Source organism: Agrobacterium vitis, assembly GCF_013426735.1.
Taxonomy (GTDB): Bacteria; Pseudomonadota; Alphaproteobacteria; order Rhizobiales; family Rhizobiaceae; genus Allorhizobium; species Allorhizobium vitis_D.
In genome coordinates this window covers 2,650,919-2,674,794 of the sequence record NZ_AP023272.1, presented here as the reverse complement: position 1 = coordinate 2,674,794, position 23,876 = coordinate 2,650,919, and the positions used below count along the sequence as shown (strand labels likewise).

General features: G+C 56.6%; 20 protein-coding genes. 8 read left to right on the top strand and 12 right to left on the bottom strand.

All coding sequences use genetic code 11. The features are described from left to right. The first annotated feature begins 168 nt into the window (after positions 1-168). The 6 genes from rpsM (at position 169) to H1Y61_RS12375 (ending at position 4,929) form a co-directional block, all read left to right on the top strand. On the top strand, positions 169-537 hold the full coding sequence (gene rpsM, locus H1Y61_RS12400) for a 30S ribosomal protein S13 (protein ID WP_015915760.1): 369 nt from the start codon (positions 169-171) through the stop codon (positions 535-537). Between the two features lie 132 nt (positions 538-669). Beyond that, positions 670-1,059, top strand: a complete 390-nt coding sequence (gene rpsK / locus H1Y61_RS12395; RefSeq protein ID WP_015915761.1) for a 30S ribosomal protein S11 — start codon at positions 670-672, stop codon at positions 1,057-1,059. Between the two features lie 99 nt (positions 1,060-1,158). Further along, positions 1,159-2,169 carry a DNA-directed RNA polymerase subunit alpha gene (locus tag H1Y61_RS12390; RefSeq protein WP_015915762.1) on the top strand — a complete coding sequence of 337 codons (1,011 nt, stop codon included), beginning with the start codon at positions 1,159-1,161 and terminating at the stop codon, positions 2,167-2,169. 119 nt (positions 2,170-2,288) lie between these two features. Then, the gene (gene rplQ, locus H1Y61_RS12385; RefSeq protein ID WP_015915763.1) at positions 2,289-2,714 is read left to right on the top strand and encodes a 50S ribosomal protein L17; all 426 of its coding nucleotides are present in this window, start codon (positions 2,289-2,291) and stop codon (positions 2,712-2,714) included. A gap of 279 nt (positions 2,715-2,993) precedes the next feature. Further along, positions 2,994-4,019 (top strand): purine-nucleoside phosphorylase, encoded by a 1,026-nt coding sequence (locus H1Y61_RS12380; RefSeq protein WP_409363980.1) that lies wholly within the window; start codon positions 2,994-2,996, stop codon positions 4,017-4,019. Between the two features lie 397 nt (positions 4,020-4,416). Continuing rightward, entirely contained in the window at positions 4,417-4,929 is a 513-nt protein-coding gene (locus H1Y61_RS12375; protein ID WP_180572791.1) for a P-loop NTPase family protein, read from the top strand. A 212-nt stretch (positions 4,930-5,141) separates the two neighbouring features. On the opposite strand, the gene sseA is transcribed toward H1Y61_RS12375, so the two are convergent. From sseA to bcp, 8 genes are all read right to left on the bottom strand, one after another. Next, entirely contained in the window at positions 5,142-6,575 is a 1,434-nt protein-coding gene (sseA, locus tag H1Y61_RS12370) for a 3-mercaptopyruvate sulfurtransferase (RefSeq protein WP_180572790.1), read from the bottom strand. Positions 6,576-6,592: 17 nt separating this feature from the next. Continuing rightward, positions 6,593-7,330: an alanyl-tRNA editing protein gene (locus H1Y61_RS12365; RefSeq protein ID WP_180572789.1), complete on the bottom strand. Its 738-nt coding sequence runs from the start codon at positions 7,328-7,330 to the stop codon at positions 6,593-6,595. Between the two features lie 5 nt (positions 7,331-7,335). Beyond that, positions 7,336-8,373, bottom strand: a complete 1,038-nt coding sequence (locus tag H1Y61_RS12360; protein ID WP_180572788.1) for a cysteine synthase A — start codon at positions 8,371-8,373, stop codon at positions 7,336-7,338. Positions 8,374-8,516: 143 nt separating this feature from the next. Then, positions 8,517-9,968, bottom strand: a complete 1,452-nt coding sequence (locus tag H1Y61_RS12355) for a cryptochrome/photolyase family protein (RefSeq protein ID WP_180572787.1) — start codon at positions 9,966-9,968, stop codon at positions 8,517-8,519. Positions 9,969-10,087: 119 nt separating this feature from the next. Next, positions 10,088-10,312 carry a hypothetical protein gene (locus H1Y61_RS12350; RefSeq protein WP_180572786.1) on the bottom strand — a complete coding sequence of 75 codons (225 nt, stop codon included), beginning with the start codon at positions 10,310-10,312 and terminating at the stop codon, positions 10,088-10,090. Positions 10,313-10,479: 167 nt separating this feature from the next. Further along, a complete protein-coding gene (locus tag H1Y61_RS12345; protein ID WP_409363979.1) occupies positions 10,480-11,781 on the bottom strand; it encodes a M23 family metallopeptidase in 1,302 nt (433 codons plus the stop codon). 143 nt (positions 11,782-11,924) lie between these two features. Then, positions 11,925-12,707, bottom strand: coding sequence for a ferritin-like domain-containing protein (locus H1Y61_RS12340; protein WP_409065472.1), 783 nt, complete (start codon positions 12,705-12,707; stop codon positions 11,925-11,927). A 101-nt stretch (positions 12,708-12,808) separates the two neighbouring features. After that, positions 12,809-13,282 carry a thioredoxin-dependent thiol peroxidase gene (gene bcp, locus H1Y61_RS12335; protein WP_180572784.1) on the bottom strand — a complete coding sequence of 158 codons (474 nt, stop codon included), beginning with the start codon at positions 13,280-13,282 and terminating at the stop codon, positions 12,809-12,811. A gap of 220 nt (positions 13,283-13,502) precedes the next feature. Between bcp and H1Y61_RS12330 the strand changes: the two genes are divergently transcribed. Continuing rightward, positions 13,503-16,934, top strand: a complete 3,432-nt coding sequence (locus H1Y61_RS12330) for a YhdP family protein (RefSeq protein WP_180572783.1) — start codon at positions 13,503-13,505, stop codon at positions 16,932-16,934. A gap of 63 nt (positions 16,935-16,997) precedes the next feature. Here the strand turns inward: H1Y61_RS12330 and H1Y61_RS12325 are convergent, their stop codons facing one another. From H1Y61_RS12325 to H1Y61_RS12310, 4 genes are all read right to left on the bottom strand, one after another. Beyond that, complete coding sequence (locus tag H1Y61_RS12325) at positions 16,998-18,170, bottom strand: DUF2865 domain-containing protein (protein ID WP_180572782.1); 1,173 nt, start codon at positions 18,168-18,170, stop codon at positions 16,998-17,000. A gap of 217 nt (positions 18,171-18,387) precedes the next feature. Then, a complete protein-coding gene (locus H1Y61_RS12320) occupies positions 18,388-19,032 on the bottom strand; it encodes an acyl-homoserine-lactone synthase (protein WP_087727812.1) in 645 nt (214 codons plus the stop codon). A gap of 300 nt (positions 19,033-19,332) precedes the next feature. Further along, positions 19,333-20,073, bottom strand: a complete 741-nt coding sequence (locus H1Y61_RS12315) for a helix-turn-helix transcriptional regulator (RefSeq protein WP_015915776.1) — start codon at positions 20,071-20,073, stop codon at positions 19,333-19,335. A 363-nt stretch (positions 20,074-20,436) separates the two neighbouring features. Next, on the bottom strand, positions 20,437-22,743 hold the full coding sequence (locus H1Y61_RS12310; RefSeq protein ID WP_180572781.1) for an NADP-dependent malic enzyme: 2,307 nt from the start codon (positions 22,741-22,743) through the stop codon (positions 20,437-20,439). A 181-nt stretch (positions 22,744-22,924) separates the two neighbouring features. On the opposite strand from H1Y61_RS12310, the gene H1Y61_RS12305 reads away from it, so the two are divergent. After that, positions 22,925-23,785 (top strand): UDP-2,3-diacylglucosamine diphosphatase, encoded by an 861-nt coding sequence (locus H1Y61_RS12305; protein ID WP_180572780.1) that lies wholly within the window; start codon positions 22,925-22,927, stop codon positions 23,783-23,785. The last annotated feature ends 91 nt before the right edge of the window (positions 23,786-23,876 follow it).

Below are 23,876 nucleotides of genomic sequence, written 5' to 3'. Positions count from 1 at the left end.
GCGCGCCAACTCGCTAAAGATCAACGGTCGGCGCGTTCTTCCTACGGAGGAAGACGGGTTCGTTCGTTTTGACTTGTTGAGAACCCAAAAATCAATCGGCGGCCTTGTCACGGCTGTCAAACGACACACCACTTGCCGGATGGCAACTGGAACGCAAGGAGAATAGGCGTGGCACGTATCGCTGGCGTCAACATCCCAACGGCAAAGCGCGTAGTTATCGCGCTGACCTATATTCATGGGATTGGTCCGAAGTTCGCACAGGAAATCATGGAAAAGGTTGGCCTTTCAGCCGACCGCCGCGTTCATCAGCTGACAGATGCTGAAGTTCTGGCTATCCGTGAAACCATCGACCGCGATTACCAGGTCGAAGGCGACCTGCGTCGCGACACCGCAATGAACATCAAGCGTTTGATGGATCTGGGCTGCTACCGCGGTCTTCGTCATCGTCGCGGTCTGCCTGTTCGCGGTCAGCGTACACATACCAATGCTCGTACTCGCAAGGGTCCGGCAAAGGCTATTGCTGGTAAGAAGAAGTAAGTTTCGCTGTATGGCGAGCTTGAGGCTGGCACGTCAGTGCCGGCCTTGTTGCAGTTTTGGAAAGGGCACGTTGTCCTTTCCGGTGGAGCCGCTGGTGTTACGGCGGTGTCGAGATCAATGAAAGGGAATTGAATGGCCAAGGAAGCCACACGCGTTCGCCGTAGAGAGCGCAAAAATATTTCGTCGGGTGTTGCGCACGTCAACTCGACATTCAACAACACGATGATCACCATCACTGATGCGCAGGGCAATGCAATTGCTTGGTCGTCTGCTGGTGCCAAGGGCTTCAAGGGTTCGCGTAAGTCGACCCCGTTTGCCGCTCAGATCGCTGCTGAAGATTGCGCCAAGAAGGCTCAGGAACACGGCATGAAGTCGCTCGAAGTCGAAGTTTGCGGTCCGGGTTCTGGCCGTGAGTCGGCTCTGCGCGCTTTGCAGGCTGCGGGCTTCATGATCACCTCGATCCGCGATGTGACCCCGATCCCGCACAATGGCTGCCGTCCTCGCAAGAAGCGCCGCGTCTGATCATTCTTCGTCCGGCCGGGATATGCGTACATGCGGTCCCGGTTCTTCTCATGCTCGGTCGTCACGATTGAATAGTGGCGACGAACGGAAGGTAAACATATGATTCAGAAGAATTGGCAGGAACTGATCAAGCCGAACAAGGTTGAGTTCTCCTCCAGCGGTCGCACCAAGGCAACCCTGGTTGCCGAACCGCTTGAGCGGGGCTTCGGTCTGACGCTCGGCAACGCGCTTCGTCGCGTTTTGCTGTCGTCGCTGCGCGGTGCTGCCGTGACGGCTGTCCAGATCGACGGTGTTCTGCATGAATTCTCGTCGATCCCGGGTGTTCGCGAAGATGTCACCGACATCGTTTTGAACATCAAGGAAATTGCCATCAAGATGGACGGCGACGATGCCAAGCGCATGGTTGTCCGCAAGCAGGGTCCAGGCGTCGTGACCGCTGGAGATATCCAGACGGTTGGCGATATCGAGATCCTCAATCCGCACCACGTCATCTGCACGCTGGATGAAGGCGCGGAAATCCGGATGGAATTCACGGTCAACAACGGCAAGGGCTATGTCCCGGCTGATCGTAACCGGGCAGAAGATGCTCCGATTGGGCTTATCCCGGTCGATAGCCTTTATTCGCCGGTCAAGAAAGTGTCCTACAAGGTGGAAAACACCCGCGAAGGCCAAGTTCTTGACTACGACAAGCTGACCATGACGATCGAGACCGATGGGTCTGTTTCGGGTGAAGATGCGGTGGCTTTCGCTGCTCGTATTCTCCAGGACCAACTGTCTGTCTTCGTCAACTTCGATGAGCCTCAGCGTGAAGCTGAAGAAGAAGCCGTTACCGAACTGGCTTTCAATCCGGCGCTGTTGAAGAAGGTTGACGAACTCGAACTTTCGGTCCGTTCGGCCAACTGCCTGAAGAACGACAATATCGTGTATATTGGCGATCTGATCCAGAAGACCGAAGCCGAAATGTTGCGCACGCCGAACTTTGGTCGCAAGTCGCTGAACGAGATCAAGGAAGTTCTGGCTTCCATGGGCCTGCATCTGGGTATGGAAGTTCCTGCCTGGCCGCCGGAAAACATTGAAGATCTCGCCAAGCGTTACGAAGACCAATATTAATCTTAGATAAGGCAGGTTGAACTCTGCCTTTCCAGTCAAACTGCGGATCTTGATCCGTATGTGTCAGGAAACGGCAGGGCCGCAACAAGCGCGGGAACCTGCATTGAAGGAGAATAGCCATGCGCCATCAGAAAGCCGGCCGCAAGCTGAACCGTACCGCCAGCCACCGTAAGGCAATGTTTGCCAATATGGCGGCTTCGCTCATCACCCATGAGCAGATTGTCACGACCCTGCCAAAGGCGAAGGAAATTCGCCCGATCGTAGAACGGCTTGTCACGCTCGGCAAGCGCGGTGACCTGCACGCTCGTCGTCAGGCCATTTCGCAGATCCGCGATCAGGATGCTGTTCGCAAGCTGTTCGATGCGATTGCTACTCGTTACGCTAGCCGTAACGGCGGCTACCTGCGTATCATGAAGGCTGGTTTCCGTCAGGGCGACAATGCTCCTCTGGCCGTTATCGAGTTCGTTGAGCGCGATGTCGATGCCAAGGGTGCAGCTGATAAGGCTCGCGTTGCTGCTGAAGCAGAAACCGCTGAAGCTGCATAAGCCATAAGCGACGTTAAGTCGTTTTTTCAGGGCCGGATGGGAAACCATCCGGCCTTTTTCTGTTTCTTTGCTTGCAGCCGGAAAATTTTCGAAGGAGTCATGTTCAGGCGTCGCTCGAATGTCAGTTAATCTGCAGGATTGATTAGGCCTTTGGCCTATGGTTTTGACCTGAAATTCTGTCCGGGCTAAGAAGGAGATCTCCTCCCTGCAATGGTACCATTGCATTTCGATAAAGAGATCTATCCTATGATGCCAAGATTGCCTGCATTCGCCACTGCGATGATTGTCACGGCCTTGACGGTGGCGTCCAGCGCCATTGCCAGTCATGCCGCGTCCTCTGCTTCCAGCCGGGGAGTGAAAACAATCGCTCCGAAAGTTCTTGTTATCACCATGTTTGGCGAAGAGACCAAGCCTTGGCTGGCGGGGCGCAAGCTGACGACAAAAGTTAAAGTGCCAGGCCTTTCCAAGGAATATCCTGAGGTCGCTTGCGATCGTCAGGGCCTCTGCGTGATGACCACTGCAATGGGCTATGCCAATGCGGCGAGTTCGACCATGGCGGTGGCGTTCGATCGTCGGTTTGACCTTCGCAACACCTATGTGTTGATTGCAGGCATTGCGGGCGTCAATCCGAAGGAAGGAACTCTGGGATCTGCGCTCTGGGCCAGATATGTGGTGGATGGCGGATTGCGGCATGATATCGATGCCCGCCAGATCGAGAAGGATTGGCCGGACGGGCAGGTGCCGCTGGGTGCGGCAAGTCCGGCCGCCAAACCAACCTGGGCAGCGGGGACGGAGGTCTACGCGCTGAACGAGGCGCTGGTCCAAAAGGCCATGGCGCTGACTGGCTCCGTCGAACTGATGGACAGCGATGCCGCCAAGACTTATCGCGCCGCCTATGCCGCGCCGGCAGCCAAGGCTGCCCCGTCTGTGAAGATTTGCGACACGGTCTCAGGCGATACCTACTGGCATGGGGTAAAGGATGCTGAAGCCACGGAACGGTTTGCGGCATTGGTCACCGATGGGAAAGCCCATTACTGCACCACCCAGATGGAGGATAATGCGACGCTGACAGCTTTGAAGCGGGCGTCGGAGGCCAGGCGCCTCGATTTCAACCGTATTCTGGTGTTGCGCACGGCTTCCAATTTTGACCGTGAGCCGTTTGGCCGCACTGCGATCGAATCGCTGACGTCGAAGTCCGGCGGCTTCATGCCATCAGTCACAAATGCTTATAGGGTGGGGAGTCTGTTCGCCGATGCTGTTATCGCGGACTGGAAAACGTGGAAGGAAGGGGAGGGTTGGAAATAGACCATACAGCGAGTGTCGTGAGTGCCCTATACCAAGGCGAATATGCTAACGCCTGTTCGCCTTGAAGAGATTGTAAATATCTCCAATGCATCGGAGACTTGTGTTATTTGCAAAAGGAATACGAAGAGTCATTTTTAATGACTCTTCGTATTATGCGTTTTATGGTTTTATAAAAAAATAAGCCATTAAGGACGTCAGCCCCTAACCGAAATGTGGCATCCAAGTGGATACTGGTGCCGAGTCGCCTTGCGGTGCGTGTGTCGGGCGGTTTGTCTTGCTGGAGATATCTTCGCGAAACATTCTGCGCACTCACCTGTTGTGAGGCATTTGTTTTGCAACGTTAGAAAATTCAGTTCAAGTCTGTCGTTTTAATTGGGAAATTTCAGGCCAATAGCCGATGTCGCGGATCGTCATTCTCGGTAACGCTGGTGGTGGAAAATCTACTCTCGCTCGCAAGCTTGGCGAGAAGCGAGGTTTACCGCATGTCGAAATCGACCGCTTTCTTTGGCAAGAAGGTTGGATTCTAACCCCGCCTGACGTCTATGCACTCAAGCATGAGAAAATTATTTCTGAAGATGCCTGGGTGATCGACGGGCTAGGCAGCCTGGACTCGATCCCGTCCCGCGTTGCGCGGGCAACGGAAATCATCCTCATCGACATGGCGTTATGGATGCATTTCTGGCTTGCGGCAGAACGGCAGATGGCATGGATGGCTGGGAAACTCGAACATGCCCCAGGCGGTTTTTCTGCTATGCCACCCACGCGAGAGCTTTTCCGTACGATTTGGGATGTCGATCAGGGATGGATGCCGACAATTCGAGAGCTTTGCGCTGAGGCTAAACTCCAAGGCAAACCGCTGGTGCAGCTCAGCAGCTTAGACGAGCTGAATGCATTCGCAAATGATATCTGATCCGGATGCGTCGCGATTTACGCGGAATCCCTGCCTGGGTTTCGCGAGAGATATTGGAGGCAGAAAGTATTCCACATTTAAGTTAGGGCTGGAGCAAGGGCGCGGCGTGTTTTTCGAGCCTTGTATGTCGGTCTTCGGAATCGGCATAAAGCCTGTCGGGTTCAATCTAAACCTGACAGGCTTGAAGACGAATTGACCGGCGTCACAGCTGATCACTGAATGTTGTAATCCCGCTTTAAAATGTCCAGCAAACTGGATTCCGAGGGTGGCTCCACCAACTCGTTCCACGTTTCAACCGGTGAAAAGCCGAATTGCTGGTAGAGTTGCAGGGCGCGGGGATGGTCGAGTGTATTTGTCATCACCGAGATTTTGGTTGGTGCGGTCGACCAGGCGGCATAAAGGGCCTGAAGCAGGAACCATTTGCCGATTCCAAGTCCTAGTGCATGTTCGAACAGGCCGAAATAGGACAGCTCGACCGTATTGTCCTGTTGCTGGGTCAGCTCAAAGAAGCCCGCTGGGGCGCCATTGACGTAAAGCACACAGATTGACACATCCGGGCTATGGATGGTCGCCTTCAGCTCGGCATCGCTCATCTGCAGACGCTTGTACCAGTGCCAGCGGGAGCCGACCTGCCGATAGAGGAAGCGGTAATAGGGTAGGGGCATTTCAGTGGCACGGATGATTGCCGTCTGGATATTGATCGGCACTGGCAAGCTGGATTTCGGGGGCGCGCTCATTTCCAGCTTGGTAACATGGGCGGTTAGAAGCACGGGTAACTCGCCTTCAATCGCATCTGGTGGTCCGGTTACCACCGGAGTGTCCTTGCGAGAGCCCCATTCTGACCAGGAGCCGTCATAGAGCGTATTGTCATGATGGCCGAGCGATTGTAGCGCTAGGGTGACCACCGCAGCCGTAACGCCTGAGCCGCAGCTGGTAACAACGGGGCGGGTCAGGTCGATGCCCGCTTCGGTGAAAATCTCCCGTAGCGCGGAGAGATCTTTTAACCGCCCATTCTCGCTCAAAATCGAGGCAGGCACAGACCGTGCCCCCGGCATATGGCCAGAGCGCATGCCGGCCCTTGGTTCGGCATCCTGACCGGTGAAGCGTCCTGCGGGGCGAGCGTCTGCCACCTGCTTCAAGCCATCATCGACAATTGTGCGCATCTCGGCGAAGGATGTTACCTGGGCTTCGTTGAATGTTGCATTGAATGTTGCGGGTGCAGGCTCGGGTAAGTCGGTTTCCAAAGGCAGGCCCTGCTGCTTCCAGCCATCCAGACCACCATCGAGAACAAACACATCGCGCGCACCCATCACACGCAGCATCCACCAGACGCGCGGTGCGGAATAAACTCCGGGTCCGTCATAGACAACAATAGTGTCGGTGTCGGCAATGCCGAGCTTGCCAACAGCCTCGGAAAATCTCTCTGGTGAGGGCAAGGTGTGGGGCAAAGAGGTGGAATGATCTGCGATTTGGTCTTGATCGAAAAACACAGCGCCAGGAATGTGGCCGCTGGCATATTCGTCTGCCGCATTACGGTTGTGAACTGGCAAATACACCGATGCATCGACGACCTTGAATTGAGGTGCGCCCAATTGCTTCTGTACCCACTCGGCCGATACGACGAAACGGCTTTTCTCCGCAGACATGCTTCTCTCCATGCTTGTCAGGCAGAGGGTTCCAGCGTACCGAAGCGAATACGGAAGCGCCGGTTCTCCTTGCCCTTTTTCTCGATCTTGGCGATGTGAATCGCACCGACCTCCTGGGTCTCGGAAACATGTGTGCCGCCGCAGGGCTGGCTGTCAACGGATGAATTCTCTCCGATGCAAACAAGGCTAACGCGACCCAAACCCATCGGTGGGCGCACATTCTTGGATTTGACGATATCCGGATTGGCTGCCAGTTGCGCGTCGGTGATCCATTCCAGGTAAACCGGATGGTTTTGCTCCACCAACCGCATCAGATCCGCCGTCACCGTTTCGCGGTCGATGGCGTCGCTCATGTCGAAATCCACCCGGCTTTCATCCTCGCCGACCGCAGCACCGGTAATGGGAAACGGGCAGACCACCGACAGCAGATGGCAGGCGGTATGCATCCGCATCAGCTTATAACGACGTGGCCAGTCCACATGCAGGACCAGTTTTTCGCCAAGGTCAGGACTTGGCTGGCCCTCCAGCGGCTGATGCAGAATGATGCTCTTGTCTGCCCCGTGGCGGGTTGCCCCGAGCTGGATGGTCGAGCCATCGGCGCGTTCAAGAAAGCCCGTATCGCCTGGCTGGCCGCCGGATGTGGCGTAAAAGCAGGTCTGGTCAAGCTCGATTGAGCTGTCGTCATGCACGGCTGTCACCACTGCCTCTGCCGTCGAAAGGTAAAAGTCGTCACGAAACAGAGGCAATGTTGGCATGGGGCTCAGACAGGTTCGAAGGGAATGGAAATGTCAGGTTTGCCGCCCAGCCATGTGGGCTGTGGCAGGCCCTTTTCCTTGAGGAAGGCCGGATTATAGAGCTTCGACTGGTAGCGATTGCCATAATCGCACAGGATGGTCACGATGGTATGACCCGGCCCCAGCTCGCGCGCCAGCCGGACGGCGCCAGCGATATTGATGCCGGACGAGCCGCCGAGGCAAAGGCCTTCCTGTTCGACCAGATCGAAAATGATCGGTAGGGCTTCGCTGTCGGGGATGAGGTAAGAGAAATCAGGCGTAAATCCTTCCAGATTGGCGGTAATCCGGCCTTGGCCAATGCCTTCGCTGATTGAGGAACCAGAGGATTTCAATTCGCCATTCCGGTAGAATTCATAGAGCGCGGCTCCTTCGGGATCGGCAAGGCCGATTTTGACGCCAGGCTTCAGGTTTCGCAGTCCGATCCCCGTGCCGGCCAGTGTGCCACCGGAGCCAACCGCGCAGATGAAACCATCAACAGCACCACCGGTATCCTCAAATATCTCCCGGGCTGTTGTCTCGATATGAGCGTCGCGATTGGCGGTATTGTCAAACTGATTGGCCCAGATCGCGCCGTTCGGTTCGGTTTTCGCCAGCTGGGCCGCAAGCCGTCCGGAAAGCTTCACATAATTATTCGGGTTTTTGTAGGGAACGGCGGGAACCTCGACCAGTTCAGCACCCAGCAGCCGCAATGCGTCCTTCTTTTCCTGGCTCTGGGTTTCCGGAATGACGATCACGGTGCGGTAGCCAAGCGCCTTGGCGACCAGGGTCAGGCCGATACCGGTATTACCGGCCGTGCCCTCGACGATGACGCCTCCAGGCCGCAGCAATCCGCGCCGTTCGGCATCGCGGATAATGTAGAGCGCGGCACGGTCCTTGACGGACTGGCCGGGATTGAGAAACTCGGCCTTGCCCAGAATGGTGCAGCCGGTTGCCTGCGAAGCGGCTTTCAGCCGGATCAGCGGCGTGTTGCCGATGGCGTCTAGAACGGAGGGGTGGAATGCCATGAGCGCACTTTCTGTTTCCCGAACAATAGAAAGTGTGTTTTCGGTCTACAAGCCCTGTATGACAAGAAATGCAATTTCTTGCTGTGGCATCAACCCGGAAAACCTTGCCTCAGTATGTGGGGAAGCGTCCATGCACCTGTTATTCAGTCCGGCGAGCCGGTTGATTTATAAGCCTCAAGCGCCACGGCCCTGGCTTGTTTGTGATCCACCAGTGGCACCGGATAGGTTTTGCCAAGCGTAATCCCCGCCTTTTCCAGCAGGGGTGCGGGGGCTTCGAAGGGGCGATGGATCAGGTTGTTTGGCAGTTTTGCCAGCTCCGGCACGAATTGGCGGATATAGTCGCCGTCCGGATCGAATTTCTCACTCTGGGTGACCGGGTTGAAAATCCGGAAAAACGGCGAGGCGTCGGCGCCGGAGCCAGCCACCCATTGCCAGCTGGCGGCGTTGGAAGCTGGATCGGCATCGACCAATGTGTGGCGAAACCAGGCTTCTCCCTCCCGCCAGTCGATCATCAGATCTTTGATCAGAAAGGAGGCGACGATCATCCGCACACGATTGTGCATGATACCGTGCCGCCAAAGCTGGCGCATCCCGGCATCGACAATCGGATAGCCAGTCTGGCCCCGCTGCCAGGCGGATAGAAATGCCGCGTTCTTTTGCCAGGGGAACTCATTGAAGCGGTCGTTCCAGTTCTGGCTGGCAAGCTCGGCAAAGTGAAACAGCAGATGGTAGGAAAATTCCCGCCAGACCAGCTCTTTTCGAAAATGCACATAGTCGTCGGTGGACACATCATCGCCAAGGCCGATGGTTGCGTGCCAGATACGCGCCGGAGAAATCTCCCCGAGCGCCAGATGCGGCGACAGGCCGGATGTATGGGGCAGGGCTGGGAAATCCCGCTGCGTGCGGTAACCCTTGAGGCCATGATCGATAAACTGGCTCAGTTTGTCCTGAGCGCCGGGCTCTCCCGGAGTCCAGATTTCGGAAAACTCCTTTGCCCAATCCGGCTTGGTCGGCAGCAGTTGCCAGTCTTCCAACCGGTCGCTATCCGGCCAATGGGCAGGGTTGTGCAAGGTCTTGGGTCTCTCGACGGGCGGCGGTGGATCGCCTTGCTTTTCAAGAGCTCGCCAGAAGGGTGTGTAGACACGGAAAGGCCCGCCGCTCCCGGTTTTCACCTTCGATGGTTCATGCAGCAGGAAGCCGGCATGGCTGGTGGCTTCAAGCCCGTCGCTGCGCAGAACGGCTTTCAGCTCCGCATCGATGGCCATGCCGGACGGATCGTAACGGCGATTCCAGTGGACGGCTTTGGCGCCGGTCTCCTCGATCAGATGGCGCAGGACCTGGCCCGGTGGGCCGTGGCGAAGAACCAATCGGCTGCCGTAGGATTGAAGCGACCGGTCGAGGCTGACGAGGGAGTGATGCAGCCACCATGCCTGTGCCGGACCGAGCGGGCCGGTACCCATTTCCTCAGGCTCGCGAATGTAGAGAGGGATGACCGGTCCAGAGGTCTGCAATGCCGCCAGAAGCGCCCTGTTGTCATCGAGACGCAGATCCTTGCGGAACCACAGGATGGTTGGACTAGGGTGTGCATTTGGCATGGCAGCTCGCTAAGGCAGGAGTAACCTATACCATTACGCTGGGCGAAAGGTGTTGGATCAATCTTTGCTATGTTTAGAGCATCGTTCAGAAAACCGGTTCGCCTTTCGCCGCCGATGCTTTAGGCGCCACCCGCTTTGCCGGCCTGCCGGTTTTGCTCCTGGCGGATCATCTGCATGATCTGGGTCGCGCTTTCGCGCACGTAAAGCATATGGAGTTTTTCCGCCACAGGCGCCGTGGTCAGCAAGCTGGTATATTTTTCTCGTTCATACCAGCGAAAATCAACGACATTGTCCATATTGACGAAGAACGGAAACCCGTCGCCGTCATGCAGTTCAAGCCACATAGTACCGTTCCGCTTTGTCTGTTGAGCTGCTTTGTTTGCAACTCGGTCCCCTGACTGATTCTTGTATCTGCAGATATGCAGTAACAGACATTTATGAATAACGGGTTGCCTTGGTAAGTCCTGCCAATCTCATAGCCCGTTACGAGAGTCCTCCTGATGTGAGGTACCTACTGAATAAATGGCTTCAGTGTCATTCCGGAAGCCAGAAAGCTCATCGGATTGATAGGGTTGCCGTTCTTGCGAATTTCGTAATGCAGGTGTGGCCCGGTGGAGCGTCCGGTCGATCCGGACAGGCCGATTACCTGGCCAACCTCGATCTTTTCGCCCGGACGAACGAGGATTTTCGACATATGGCCGTAACGGGTGGACAGTCCCTGGCCATGGTCGATTTCCACCATATTTCCATAGCCGCCCGTCGGTCCGGCGGTAATGACGGTTCCAGCACCGGCACTTTTGACAGGAGAACCATTTGTTGCGCGGAAATCTATGCCGGTATGCATGGCCAGCCGTCCAAGCAGCGGGTCAGGGCGGTTGCCGAACGGGCTGGTGATTTCACGGGTGGCGGCAGGGTTTGAAAAAGGCATGTCTTTCGCCGTTTCGCGGGCGGCATCCAGGCGATTGAGGGCGCTATCCAATCCGTCGAGACTGGTATCGATTCCGAGTTTCGGGTCGGCATCGACCAGAGGGCCACCCATTCCGTCCTTGCCAGCATCAGGCGTGTCGATCCGGATGCCATTGTCGGTCAAGACCTGCTCGATGGTGTTGGCCTTGTCGCGCGCCTCGGCGGTCAGTGCATGGATGCTTGATTTCTGTTGTTGTTCGATGGATTTCAGCGACAGCGTCACGTTACGGAAAACCCGGTCCGCCCGGTCGGCGCCGCTTTCATGGGCAGGCATAAAGCCCAATGCCGGGCCATCGCTTTCCTGTGTGTCTGCGGGTCCGGTATGGAGCATCCGATTCAGGGCGGCCAGTGCATTACCCTTGCCCACAGGGGCTGCCGCAGGGGCCACAGACGCGGATTTATCTGGTGCCACAGGCGCTAAAGGCTCATTCGGCGTCAGGCCGGATTCCTCTGCACGGTCCAGAAGTGATCCAAGCTTGCCGGAACGGGCAGAAAGCGCCATCTGCTTTTCGAGCAGGGTTTGAAGCTTTTCCTCCACCACCTGCTGGTCCAGCAATTGCCGGGACGTGACCCGGTCGACCTGCGCGCGCAAGGCGGAGATCCGGTCTTCGTAATCGTGCTGCAAATGCGCCTGGCGTGCCATGGACGCGCCGATCAGATTATCGCGCATGATGAGATAAGAGGTCGCGCCGAGGTAGCCGACTATACCGGCCACCACCAGGCAAAGACCTGCACCTGCCATCCACGGACGCAGGGTCATATGGCGAATGGTTTCCCCAGACGCGAGGATAAGGACATGCTGTTGGCGCTGACGCTTGCTGAAGCCCTTGCGGCTGCGTGTCTTCATCATGCCGACCTCGTGCATCGTTACAGTCGCTGCGTGTGGCGCATGGCCAGACTGTAACTTCTGATCCAGATTGCAGACCCGATTCTGTCGAGGTGATTACATCCTGTTAAGGTTAACAAAATGTTGCTTATGGCCGAGATGTTTCAAGCGTGGCTGATGGAGGAAAGCACCCGATAAAAGGAAGGTGTCAGCCCGGCTTCAGCCCGGGCAATGTCGTTGAAGGGTGCTTTCAGCGCCCCCCGGAAATTGGCGCGCACCAATTGCTGGAAGGTTTTGGCAGGATCGCGTTTTTCGCGGGCGCAGAGAAAGCGAAACCATTTGGCGCCGACGGCGACATGGCCTTTCTCATCGTCATAAATCACCTTCAAGACGTCCGCGCTCTCGATATCGCCGGTCTCGCGCATTTTTTCCTGAAGGGAAGGGGTCACATCCAGTCCGCGCGCCTCAAGAATCAGCGGCACCACGGCTAGCCGGGCTGTCAGATCGGTGCGGGTGCTATGGGCTGCCTGCCAAAGGCCGTCATGGGCTGGCATATCGCCATAATCGGCCCCGAGCGCCCGAAGCCGGTCGCGCACCAGACCGAAATGCTTGGCTTCCTCAAAGGCCACCTGCATCCAGCCGTCGAAAAACGAATGTGGCACTGGTTCGCTGGCAAAGCGGGCAACAATATCCAGCGCCAGATCCACGGCATTCAACTCGATATGGGCGAGCGAATGCAGCATGGCGATCCGGCCCTTCAGCGTGTGCAGCGACCGTTTTTCCGTGGCTTTCGGTGGCACCAGAACTGGATTGGCGGGACGCCCTGGACGATCCGGCAGCGGCGGATCGAGCGGCGAGCGCAGCGATAGAGTCCGGCCATGCCAGCGGCGGGCGGTTTCCTGCGCAAGACCAGTTTTTTCATCAAGGTCGGTTGCGGCGATTGCCATCGTCGCACCCGCTCTCAGGGATTTTATCATGCTATGAGACATGCTTGGCATTTATTGCATAATTTCTGAAATCTCTATCGATTTCGGGCGAAATATTCCAGCTACGCTGCTTTGTCTTTTACGGCTTGCAGCACCGCCTCAGCATGACCGGGGACTTTCACCTTGCGCCAGACGCCTGCGATCCGGCCATCGGCATCGATCAGGAAAGTGCTGCGCTCGACCCCCATATAGGTCTTGCCATACATGCTTTTTTCCTTCCACACGCCGTAGGCTTCCAGCGTGGTCTTCTCCTCGTCCGAGCCGAGCATGACGGCGAGGTCGTGTTTGGCGACGAATTTATCGTGGCTTTTCACAGAGTCGGGGGAAATACCGATGATGACAGCACCGGAACTCTCGAATTCCGGTGTCAGGGATGTGAAGGACGTGGCTTCTACGGTGCAGCCGCTGGTATCGTCCTTGGGATAAAAATAGACAACCACCTGCTTGCCCTTGAAGGAAGAGAGGCGCACCGTGCCGCCGCCATCGCGCGGTAGCGTGAAATCCGGAGCCATGTCCCCAATCGACAATTCCGCCATGCTGATACCTTTCTTTTGCCCGGTTTGTGGAAATATAAGGCCGGGACGGATATATAGCGCAGATGACGCGCGTCCAGTGTAATGAATTTGCCATCAGAATTCTGTTTGCTGCGTGCAGTCAAGGCCGATGTCGAATTCGGTCATTCATTGGAATCATAAGGTTGCCGGTGCGCTAACAGCCCGTCGAACTTCAGGAAATATCGGAGATACAGGCCAAGGCATGGGAGAAATCCGGGGCGAGAAAATCCGTTTTCGCAAAGGCGACATTGTTGCCCTCGAGACCTTGCCGTCCTCGCAGGTCGATGATCCCTTGATTGTGCATTGCCCGCGCCGACGTGGCCCTCTGACCAGATTAATGCGGTTTGGCGCCTATGTCGTCCTGTCGCTTATGGCCATGCTGGGGGCGGCGGCCATTGCGATTGAAACCGGTACGCTGGACCAGGCCCTATCGACCGGTGCGCGCGCCGCTTTTCAATCCGCGATTGGCGACGACCTGAAAGCCGATATCGACCAGACCTCCATCCGTCTTTCCAAGAATTTGCATCTGGCGGTCGCCGCGCAGAATGTCACACTGACGGATCCGAAGACCCAGCAGGTGGTCTCCAAAGCCGGCGACGTCAAACTGGTCATCGATCCGATCTCGCTGCTGATGGGGCGGGTTTCCGTGACCGAAATCGACGTGACCGGCATCGATTTCGACAGTTCACGCCTGTTGCAGGGCGGCGATCTGGATCTTGCTACGCTGCGGATCGACAAGTTTCCGGCGTTCATGGAGACGATGTTCGGCAATCTCGACGATGTACATGGCTTCATTGTCCGGGGAGGTCTGGATCGGCTGCGCCTGGGTGGCATTACCTTGCCTGCCAAAAATGGAATTGGTCAGCCGGTTGATGTGCAGGTCAACGATCTGACATTGACACGCAGGAAGGACGATTCGCTTGCCATCGAGGGTGAGACGTCTATCAACGGCAAGGTCAGCATGATCTCCGCCGAGGCGATGACTGACGGAGCCCGCACCACGTCGTTGACAGCAACGGTGACGGATCTGATCGCCACGCCCTTCCTGATCAAGCGCACGCCCACCGGTGTCTGGCGGGACGGCGCCGATACCAGCATCAATATCGATTTTTACGCCTTGCGGCAGTCACAAAGCCAGAGACCGGCTCTCTCGGCGCGATTGCGGACGGAAAACGGCATACTCTACGTCGATGGCGACAAGCAGGACCTGACGCGGGCTGACATCAATCTCGCCTATGATTTTGACAAGCTGACGGCGGAAATCCGGCCCTCTGAGGTGGATTTCGGCCCAACCCATGTGCCGTTCTCCGGCGGGTTCATCGATCTTGACCGGTTGCAGTCAGTGCCGGGCGATGCCCGGGGCATCGGCATCGACCTATTGGTTGATCAGGGCACGGCCTCGGTGGAATCGTCGGGAGAGCAGCCGTTTCCGTTTTCTCTCAAGGCCTTTGGACAGTTCATTCCCAGCCAGCGTCATTTGACATTCAGCGAGTTGGCGGTATCGACGCCGCATGGCAGCATGCAAGCCACGCTCAATGTTCAGTTTGGCAACGCCTCGCCGGAAATCCGTTTCAACGGCAAACTGTTCGAGATGCGCACCGCCATGGTCAAGCAGCTCTGGCCCTATTGGATGGCCATGAAGCCACGCGCCTGGGTACAGGCCAATCTTTTCGGCGGCACGATCAGCAAAGCCTCGATTGATGTGCTCATTCCTGCCGGGCGGATGAAACCTATACCCCAACCTCTGGATCTGGGGCCTGACGAGCTGAAAATCGCTTTCGATATCAGCGGTGCGCGAATGAACGTGACAGGCGACCTGCCACCGATTCGTGATCTTGCCGGGCATTTCGACCTGACAGGGCCGGATCTGGAAGTGCGTATCGATGGCGGCACGTCCTATTTCCCCTCGGGACGCAAGGTCAAGTTGGATAAAGGCACATTTGCAATCGCCAATACCTACAAGAAGCCGTTGATGGCCAATATCGCCGTTTCCGTTAGCGGCCCGGCTGATGCCATGGCGGAACTTGCGACATTCAAGCCCATGCAAGCCTTGCAACGCACGGAATTCGTGCCGGAGGATTTTGCAGGCGAGATTAAGGCCGATGTTCAGCTCTATGGCGGCATCATCGCCGATCAGAAACCTCCACCGGAAGTGTGGAAGGCCTCGCTGGATATGAAGGGGGTCGATCTCAAGCGGCCCTATATGGACAAGAAGATCACCGGCTTCGATGGTACGCTGGTGGTCGATCCGCAAAATGCCGTCTTGCAAGGGGACGCCCAGATCGATGGCGTGCCGGTGGAGATCGACTTCTCTCAGCCGGTCGACCGCGGTTCCAATAGAGCGCCTAGCTGGACGGTGAAAGGACAGCTGAACGACAGCCAGCGCGCCAAGCTCGTGCCGGGCCTTGGCGACATTGTTGGTGGCACCATTGATTTGGAAGTGTCGCGCCTTGATGACAATCGCCAACTGGTGAAAAGCGACCTGTCGCGCGCGACTTTGAACATCCCGGTTATCGGCTGGACCAAGGGCTCCGGTATTCCCGCCAAGGTGTCGATGGAACTGCAGGACAAGTCCGGCCTGCTGATGCTTGACAAGTTCAATCTCGATGGTGACGGGTTCGGGGCGACGGGCAAGCTTGTGGTATCCAAAACCAATGGGCTGGTTGGGGCGGATCTCGACCATGTCAAACTGGCCTCCGCCGATGATTTCGGCCTTTCGGTTCAGGTCAACAAGGGTGTCATCAACGCAAAGGTCAGTGGTAGCAGCGTTGACGGCCGTGTTTTGCTGAAGAAGCTGAAATCCGGTAGCTCGTCCAACCCTAATGGGGCGACTGGCGAAGGCCGGTCATCCAGCAGTTCGACCGATGTCGATATAAATGTCGATGTCGATAAGCTGATTGGCTTCAATGACGAAGCCCTTTCCGGCGTCAGGCTGGTCTATGGTTCTCGATCCGGGGCCATAACGGCGCTGAAAATGAGTGCCGTGACCGACACCGGCCAGGCGGTTGTCGTCCAGTCAGCCAAGGCTGGAAATGGCAATGAGATATCGCTGATTTCCAGCGATGCAGGTACTTTGGTGCGGTTCGTCGATCTCTATAGCCATATGCGCGGTGGCATGCTGGACGTGAAAATCCGCGGCGATCTGAACAAGAACTGGATGGGCAATGTTGATCTGCGCAATTTCCGGGTCGAGAATGAGGATCGGTTACAGAAAATCGTCACGACCCCGGCAACCGATGATGGCCGTAGCCTGAATACGGCAGTCAAACGTGACCTGGATGTCAGTTCGGAAAAATTCCAACGGGCCTTCGCCCGGCTGATCTATCAGGACGGCGTGCTCAGGACCGATAACGGCATCGTCCGCGGTGAACAGGTCGGCGCATCGTTCCAGGGCACCATCAAGGATACCAGGGGCCAGATGGAAATGACCGGGACATTCATGCCCGCCTACGGTCTCAATCGGCTGTTTGCGGAAGTGCCGATTATCGGTGCCATCCTTGGCAATGGTCGGGACCGTGGCCTTTTGGGCATTACCTTCAAGCTGAAAGGCCCGGTTGATGCCCCGCATCTGGTGGTGAACCCGCTATCGATCATCGCCCCCGGCATGTTCCGCCAGATCTTCGAATTCCAATAGCCCGCTTTATCCGCTCCATAGATCGGGTAAAAAACCGGAATCGGTACGATGCTGAAGGAGAACCTATTCCTGAACCGGTTGTGCGCCTGGAAGCGCTGGATGAACGAGGTCAATCTGGCTGGTGTTGGACGGCAGGAACGTTGGGCCAACGCGGCGTACCGATTGGCGTCCGGGATCATAGGGCCGGCTCACCGCCTCAGGTTCAGGGGCTGGCTTATTCGTGGCTTCCATGCCAGTCGTCGTCTTTTCGTCGGTCGACGTTTTGACCTGCGCATCAGGCGGGGCATCCATCTGTCTGGTGCTGGCGGCGGATCCATTGGATGTGATGGAAATGACTGATGACCCGCCAGAATCAGTCCCTAAACCAGGCTTTGGAGCATTGGTCTGCAAGCCGTCAGAGCTGCTCCTGTTGCAACTGCATTGTCCCGGCTGCCCGGGTACCCGGCTGAGATAGGCGAAGGCATTGGGCATATCGCGATAAGGCTGGCCGGTCACGGTTGAAACCATATCCTTGGCCTCGTCGGTGAGGCGGGAATAATAGAGTTCGGCTTCAGTCCCTGGACAAAGCCGGTTGCATGTTTCGGCATCGCGACCAAAATCGCGGGCGGGTGTGCTGGGCGAGATCGGGAAAAAGCCGCCATCGCAGGTTCGGACGCAGAGCGTTCTGTATCCGCCCTGTCCCGACGGCAGCATAAGCCCGTCACTGGATGACGAGATCGGCGCCTCGTTGCGCAATGGATAATCCGGATAGACCGGGGCCTCAAAGGGCCTGGCCGTTTCCTCGCTGTCACCCGTGTCCTGGCGTGCCGAGGCCGGTTCGGTGAGATCACAGCCATTTGATTGCAAAGCAGCCGTCAGTTCCGCGTGGCGGGGATTGACGCCGCCCTTCATGCCCGCCGCGTTGCGTTCGATCAGAAGTTGACGCTTGTTTTCCTGCATGACGGCAAGGCTCTCCTGCATTGGCGCGCAGAGATCCTGTCCATGTCCGTTGAGAATGGCGATACTGGAGGAGCATCCGGCCTGTTGCAGGGTGCGTTGCAATTTACGGATCTCGAAATCCTGCCGGGTCACAGCTCCCGAATAGGCACGCATGCCCTGAGAATTGCCAATCACCACAGGTGTCTGGGCAAGCTCGGCCCGAATGGCCTCGCAGCTTGGGGCGGCCCGCGCCGGACCGACTGGCCCGAGGGCAATGAAACAACAGGACGCGACAACGATGAGAGCGATAGCGCGCATGCGGATCCATAAGCCATGCTATTGGGGCCATGCTATTGGGCCGGTTGACGGGACACTAATCAAGCCAAGTGACATTAAGTCAAGTGAAAGGGAACATAGGGCAGGGCGTCGCAAACGCCAACCCGTAATCCTGTTTTAGCAATCCCGTCTGGCAGGGCCAAGAGGCCGACCATGCGAACAGCCATTGTCGGCGGCTCTTCGTATATGAGACGCCACGTCAGGCGGCACGTGCCTGTTCCAGCGACATTGGTGTGTCGAGCAGGCGTCCGGTGATGGCAGCAATGTTTTTCATGGCATCGAGCATGCCGGTATCGATCTCCCAGGCAATTGCCACGGCATGAACCGAGCCGATCTTATGCGGCGCGCCAATTCGTTCGCCGGGGCAGCCCATGCGGCGAAACATCCGCTCCAAAAACACATCTGTCACGGTGACGATATGCGTAAGCCCCGATGCAAGGCCCAGTTCACCAACACCACACATCAGCTCGGCTGCGGCAATGCTGACCTGGTTGGAAGATCGGTCCAGGGAAATTTCCGGGTCGATGCAGAACCGGCTCGATTCCCACATGGCAATGTCACGAATGGCCGGCTTTCCGTCCAATAGAATGGGAAAGGTATCATCCAGCATATTCGGGCCAAGCGTCGGCAGCAGGCGGAGCGAGCCGCGCAACCGGCCTGTCCTGTCGTCATAAGATAAAACGTAAATCGGATTGGCATCATCATAGTGATCCATCTCGAAATCGCCCTGTACAACGACATCCCATTTCAAAAGATCATGAAATACTTTTTTTCGCAGGCGAAACATGTCTGCCAATGCCGCCTGTTGGGTCTGCTTATGTCGGCTGTTCAGAATTTTGAGCATGCGTGTCTCCTTAATTGGAAGGTGACACAATATGAGTGTAAAAAAATCCCAATAAAACTGACGGTAGCGACAGTTTAACTGACAAGAATTGACCGTTAAACTGCTCCGATTCACCATCTCATACCTAGGCATCGAAGATGTGGACCACTCCCCGTCTTGAAGGCGTTGCAAATATTTAAAACACACATGCGGCATGAAATTTTTGCATAGGCAATATGGGCCGCCACCTATCCATGATAGTTCGGATCCCTCAGCTGCCGAGAGGTCTGGCTAACATAAGATATGGAGGCCGGCGGCCTGTTATAATGGTGCTTCCGGTGGAATCAGGCCGCGTTGCAGGGCCTTTGCCACCGCTTGAGTGTTGGAGACGGCGTCGAGTTTGGTGCGGGCATTGGCCATAAAATACCGCACGGTCCGTTCAGAGATTCCAAGGATCACGGCGGTTTCCCAATAGCTTTTGCCCGCAGCCGTCCACCGCAGGGTTTCCTGTTCCCGTCGGGTGAGGGTGGGCACACCTCCGAGGCGGGTACCATCGCAGCGTTTCACTAGGCCTGCGTGGAATTTTCCCGCCAGAAGATGGATGTCGCGGTCATGGCAGCGGCGAAAGCGTCGCCACTCCTCCTCACATGCATTGCTTGCAATAGCGAGAATTGCGCCGCGGCCATCGACCGAAAGCAGCGGATAACTGACGGCTTGCCTCGGCAAGGGCAGATCGCGCAGCTTGCTGCGCAACAGAAGGCCCTCTTCGCTCAATTGCGCGAGGTCATGCATATCCACCGGTTCCATGGCCCGGCTGAGTTGTGACAAGACGTTACGCAAAACAGGCGCATCGAGCATGAGGATAGGGTCTTTTGCCTGCTTATCGAATGTATGCCCGTATCGATATACCAGAGCGCCAGCCGAGGTGATGGAAGCGTCCATGTAAAGACAGCCCGACAGGTTGTAGCTGATTTGCAGACGGTTCAGGAAATCGGTCCATTTCGCGCTGGTGGCGGTCTCCAGCCAATCGAGCAAATTAAAATAAATGTCATCGTCAAACATGAAAGCCCCGCAATTTCTAAGGGTTCATTTTCTACCTTTGAGGGCAAATGTCCACGTGTTGAATAAGGTTTCAGGTCTGCGATTTTATGTCTTGCGAAGACAACTGTGTCAGGTTCGAACACCGCCAACTCCGTTTCCCAAGCAAGCAGAGCAAGGGAAACAGAGCATAAGAGGGCCAGCGCAATTGAGAGGGTGATAAACAGATGGTGTCCGAAGAATATCATCTTCGCCCGGCTCGGCATGACGTTTGCCAGGAAAATGGGCCCCGATCTTCCTGAAAGGAAACGTAAGCAGGCAAAAAAAATCACCCAGGTTCGGAATGAACCTGGGTGATTACAGAATACGAAAGACCCAAAGTGGGGGTCAGATCTGCTGGTTGGCTTCCACCACGGCAAGAGCGGCCATATTGACAACGCCACGTGAGGTGACGGACGTTGACAGAACATGCGCTGGCTGGGCGGCTCCCAGAAGGATTGGGCCGACATGCAAAGCATCGGTAAAGGTGCGAACGAGACCCAGCGAAATATTGGCGGAATCCAGGTTGGGGAACACCAGCAGGTTTGCATCGCCCGACAGCGTGCTGTTGGGAATGGCGCGCCGACGCAAAGTCTCCGACAGGGCCGAACCGCCCTGCATTTCACCATCGACTTCCAGCTCAGGCGCTTCCTTGCGCAGGATCTCAAGCGCTGCGCGCATCTTGCGGGCGCTTTCGCAATTGCGCGAGCCGAAATTGGAATGAGACAGAAGTGCGGCTTTCGGCGTGATGCCGAACTGGCGAATGGCCTGGGCGGCCAGAATGGTCATTTCCGCCACTTCTTCCGCCGTTGGATTTTCGGTCACGAATGTATCGGTCATGAAAACCGCACCACGCTGGGAAATCAGCAGGCTGAGACCGGAAAAGTCCCGGACATTCGGCTTTTTGCCGAGGATTTGACCGACATCGTGAACATGCCTGTCAAACCGGCCTTCAACGCCACAGATCAGCGCATCGGCTTCGCCGCGCTTCAAGGATAGCGCGCCGATCACGGTCGTATTGGTGCGCACGATGGTTCTTGCTGCTTCGGGATTGATACCGGACCGTCCAACCAGCGCTACATAATCGTCCACATAGTCTCGGTAGCGTGGATCGTCTTCCGGATTGACGATGGCAAAATCGATGCCGGGCCGGATGCGCAGGCCAAAGCGTTTCAGGCGCGTTTCGATAATCTGCGGACGACCGATCAGGATCGGTTCACCAATTCCGTCTTCCAGCAGCACCTGGGCAGCGCGCAACACCCGTTCATCCTCGCCTTCGGCAAAGATCACCCGCTTTTTCACGGCCGCTTTTGCATTGGCAAAGATCGGCTTCATGATGAAGCCGGAGCGGAACACGAAACGGCTCAGAGTATCGAGATAGCTGTCGTAATCGGCAATCGGCCTGCGGGCGACGCCACTCTCTTCGGCGGCTTTTGCCACGGCGGGCGCAATGCGCAGGATGAGGCGTGGATCGAAAGGCGAGGGGATCAGATATTCAGGTCCGAAAGTCGGCGAGTCGCCGGTATAGGCCCTGGCCGCCACCTCTGAGACTTCTTCGCGGGCGAGTGCTGCGATGGCTTTGACAGCGGCCATCTTCATCTCTTCGTTGATCGTGGTCGCGCCGCAATCCAGAGCGCCCCGGAAGATATAAGGGAAGCAGAGAACGTTATTGACCTGGTTGGGATAGTCCGACCGGCCGGTGCAGATCATCGCGTCGGGACGGGCGGTGCGCGCCAGTTCCGGCATGATTTCGGGCTTTGGATTGGCCAGAGCCATGATCAGCGGGCTTGGCGCCATCTGTTCCAGCAGTTCCGGCTTCAAGACTCCCGCAGCGGACAGGCCGAGGAATACATCTGCACCGCCGATGCTTTCAGCAAGCACCCGCTTGTCGCTTTCCTGGGCATAGACCTCTTTCCAGGGGTCCATCAGCTCGTTACGGCCCTTGTAGACCAGCCCCTCAATGTCATGGACCCAGATATTTTCGCGTTTCGCGCCAAGTGCAACCAGAAGGTTGAGGCAGGCAAGAGCCGCAGCACCTGCGCCTGACGCGACGATCTTGACGTCGCCGATGGTTTTACCGGCCAGTTCAAGGCCGTTCAGAATGGCTGCGGCGACGATGATCGCGGTGCCGTGCTGGTCATCGTGAAACACCGGAATATTCATCCGGTCGCGCAATTGCTGCTCGATTTCGAAGCATTCCGGCGCCTTGATATCTTCAAGGTTGATACCGCCAAAGGTCGGCTCCAGCGAGGCGACGGTCGAGACCATGGCATCGACGGTCATAGCATCGACCTCGATGTCGAAGACATCGATACCGGCGAATTTTTTGAACAGGACGGCTTTGCCTTCCATGACCGGCTTTGAGGCCAGCGGGCCGATATTGCCGAGGCCGAGGACGGCGGTGCCGTTGGAAATCACCGCGACCAGATTGGCGCGGGCCGTGTAATCGTCGGCGGCTTGTGGATTGTCGCGAATGGCAAGGCAGGGAGCCGCAACACCCGGGGAATAGGCAAGCGCCAGGTCGCGCTGGTTGCCCAGCGGCTTGGTTGCCTGGATCTCTAATTTGCCGGGGCGGGGATGCAAATGGTAGAACAGAGCCTGTTCGTCCAGATCGCCAGAGGCGGGCGAATTCGTCTTGGTTTTGTCGTCGGTCATGCTTCTTGCCGCTTCATCGTTCATCTCTTCCCATCTCTTACAACAAATCGTTCCACGGACCAGAACATATTTCTGGTGGCCATGGCAATTGCAGCCCATCGGTGTGTTGCCCGTGTCATCATCCTGAAACACGAGTCTGATTTTGAGAGCATGCCAAAGCTGATCGTAAAGGACCATTCCCGTGAGCGACGAAACCGAAACGCGACATGTGAGAACCCTCTTCATTTCGGATGTGCATCTCGGCTCTAAGGCCGCAAAGACTGATTTTTTGCTGGATTTCCTGCGTGTTTACGATGCCGATACCATCGTTCTGGTTGGCGATATCGTCGATGGCTGGCGGTTGAAACGCAGCTGGTATTGGCCTCAGGGCTGTAATGATGTGGTGCAGAAATTGCTGCGCAAGGCGCGCAAGGGGACAAGAATTGTCTATATCCCCGGAAATCACGACGAATTCCTCCGGGGTTTTCCCGGAACCCATTTTGGGGGAATCGAAGTGCTGGACCGGATGATTCACGAGACGGCGGATAACAAGCGCTATCTGATTCTGCATGGCGACCAGTTCGATGTGGTGGTGCGCAATGCGCGCCTGCTCGCCTATATGGGTGACTGGGCTTATGACATGGCGATTGCCATCAACGTGGTTCTGGCGGCTGTCCGCCGCCGGATGGGCATGCCCTATTGGTCATTTTCTGCCTGGGCCAAGCTACAGGTCAAGCATGCGGTCAATTTTATCGGAGAATTCCAGAAAGTCGTTGCCGACGAAGCGCGCCGCAACGACGTGCATGGTGTGATCTGTGGCCATATCCATCATGCTGTCATGCAGGATGTCGGCGGTATCCATTACATCAATACCGGCGATTGGGTGGAAAGCTGCACTGCGGTGGCCGAACATCATGACGGTCATTTTGAATTGATCGAATGGGGTACGCGCTATAATGCCGCTGATCAACCGCGCCTGCTGGGTCCGCCGGAGCCCATTCGCATTTTTCCGGTGGAAAACCCCGCTGGAACAGAAACGCAGGCGGCACGCTGCAACGCCTGAAATGGTTATAGGTGACAAAAGCCTGTGGACCGAAGTGTTGCCCATAGGTTGATCGACACTTTTCCCGCAAAGATCAGTGGAATTGTCGCGC

Coding starts and splice junctions, on each gene's coding strand:
- H1Y61_RS12365 (WP_180572789.1), bottom strand. CDS start 7,330: ATGCCAACATTGCCTCTGTTTCGTGACGACTTTTACCTTTCGACGGCA.
- H1Y61_RS12330 (WP_180572783.1), top strand. CDS start 13,503: ATGGGAGAAATCCGGGGCGAGAAAATCCGTTTTCGCAAAGGCGACATT.
- H1Y61_RS12325 (WP_180572782.1), bottom strand. CDS start 18,170: ATGCGCGCTATCGCTCTCATCGTTGTCGCGTCCTGTTGTTTCATTGCC.
- H1Y61_RS12390 (WP_015915762.1), top strand. CDS start 1,159: ATGATTCAGAAGAATTGGCAGGAACTGATCAAGCCGAACAAGGTTGAG.
- H1Y61_RS12310 (WP_180572781.1), bottom strand. CDS start 22,743: ATGACCGACGACAAAACCAAGACGAATTCGCCCGCCTCTGGCGATCTG.
- H1Y61_RS12360 (WP_180572788.1), bottom strand. CDS start 8,373: ATGGCATTCCACCCCTCCGTTCTAGACGCCATCGGCAACACGCCGCTG.
- H1Y61_RS12345 (WP_409363979.1), bottom strand. CDS start 11,781: ATGAAGACACGCAGCCGCAAGGGCTTCAGCAAGCGTCAGCGCCAACAG.
- bcp (WP_180572784.1), bottom strand. CDS start 13,282: ATGGCGGAATTGTCGATTGGGGACATGGCTCCGGATTTCACGCTACCG.
- rplQ (WP_015915763.1), top strand. CDS start 2,289: ATGCGCCATCAGAAAGCCGGCCGCAAGCTGAACCGTACCGCCAGCCAC.
- H1Y61_RS12350 (WP_180572786.1), bottom strand. CDS start 10,312: ATGTGGCTTGAACTGCATGACGGCGACGGGTTTCCGTTCTTCGTCAAT.
- H1Y61_RS12340 (WP_409065472.1), bottom strand. CDS start 12,707: ATGGCAATCGCCGCAACCGACCTTGATGAAAAAACTGGTCTTGCGCAG.
- H1Y61_RS12375 (WP_180572791.1), top strand. CDS start 4,417: ATGTCGCGGATCGTCATTCTCGGTAACGCTGGTGGTGGAAAATCTACT.
- H1Y61_RS12380 (WP_409363980.1), top strand. CDS start 2,994: ATGATTGTCACGGCCTTGACGGTGGCGTCCAGCGCCATTGCCAGTCAT.
- H1Y61_RS12320 (WP_087727812.1), bottom strand. CDS start 19,032: ATGCTCAAAATTCTGAACAGCCGACATAAGCAGACCCAACAGGCGGCA.
- H1Y61_RS12315 (WP_015915776.1), bottom strand. CDS start 20,073: ATGTTTGACGATGACATTTATTTTAATTTGCTCGATTGGCTGGAGACC.
- rpsK (WP_015915761.1), top strand. CDS start 670: ATGGCCAAGGAAGCCACACGCGTTCGCCGTAGAGAGCGCAAAAATATT.
- sseA (WP_180572790.1), bottom strand. CDS start 6,575: ATGTCTGCGGAGAAAAGCCGTTTCGTCGTATCGGCCGAGTGGGTACAG.
- H1Y61_RS12355 (WP_180572787.1), bottom strand. CDS start 9,968: ATGCCAAATGCACACCCTAGTCCAACCATCCTGTGGTTCCGCAAGGAT.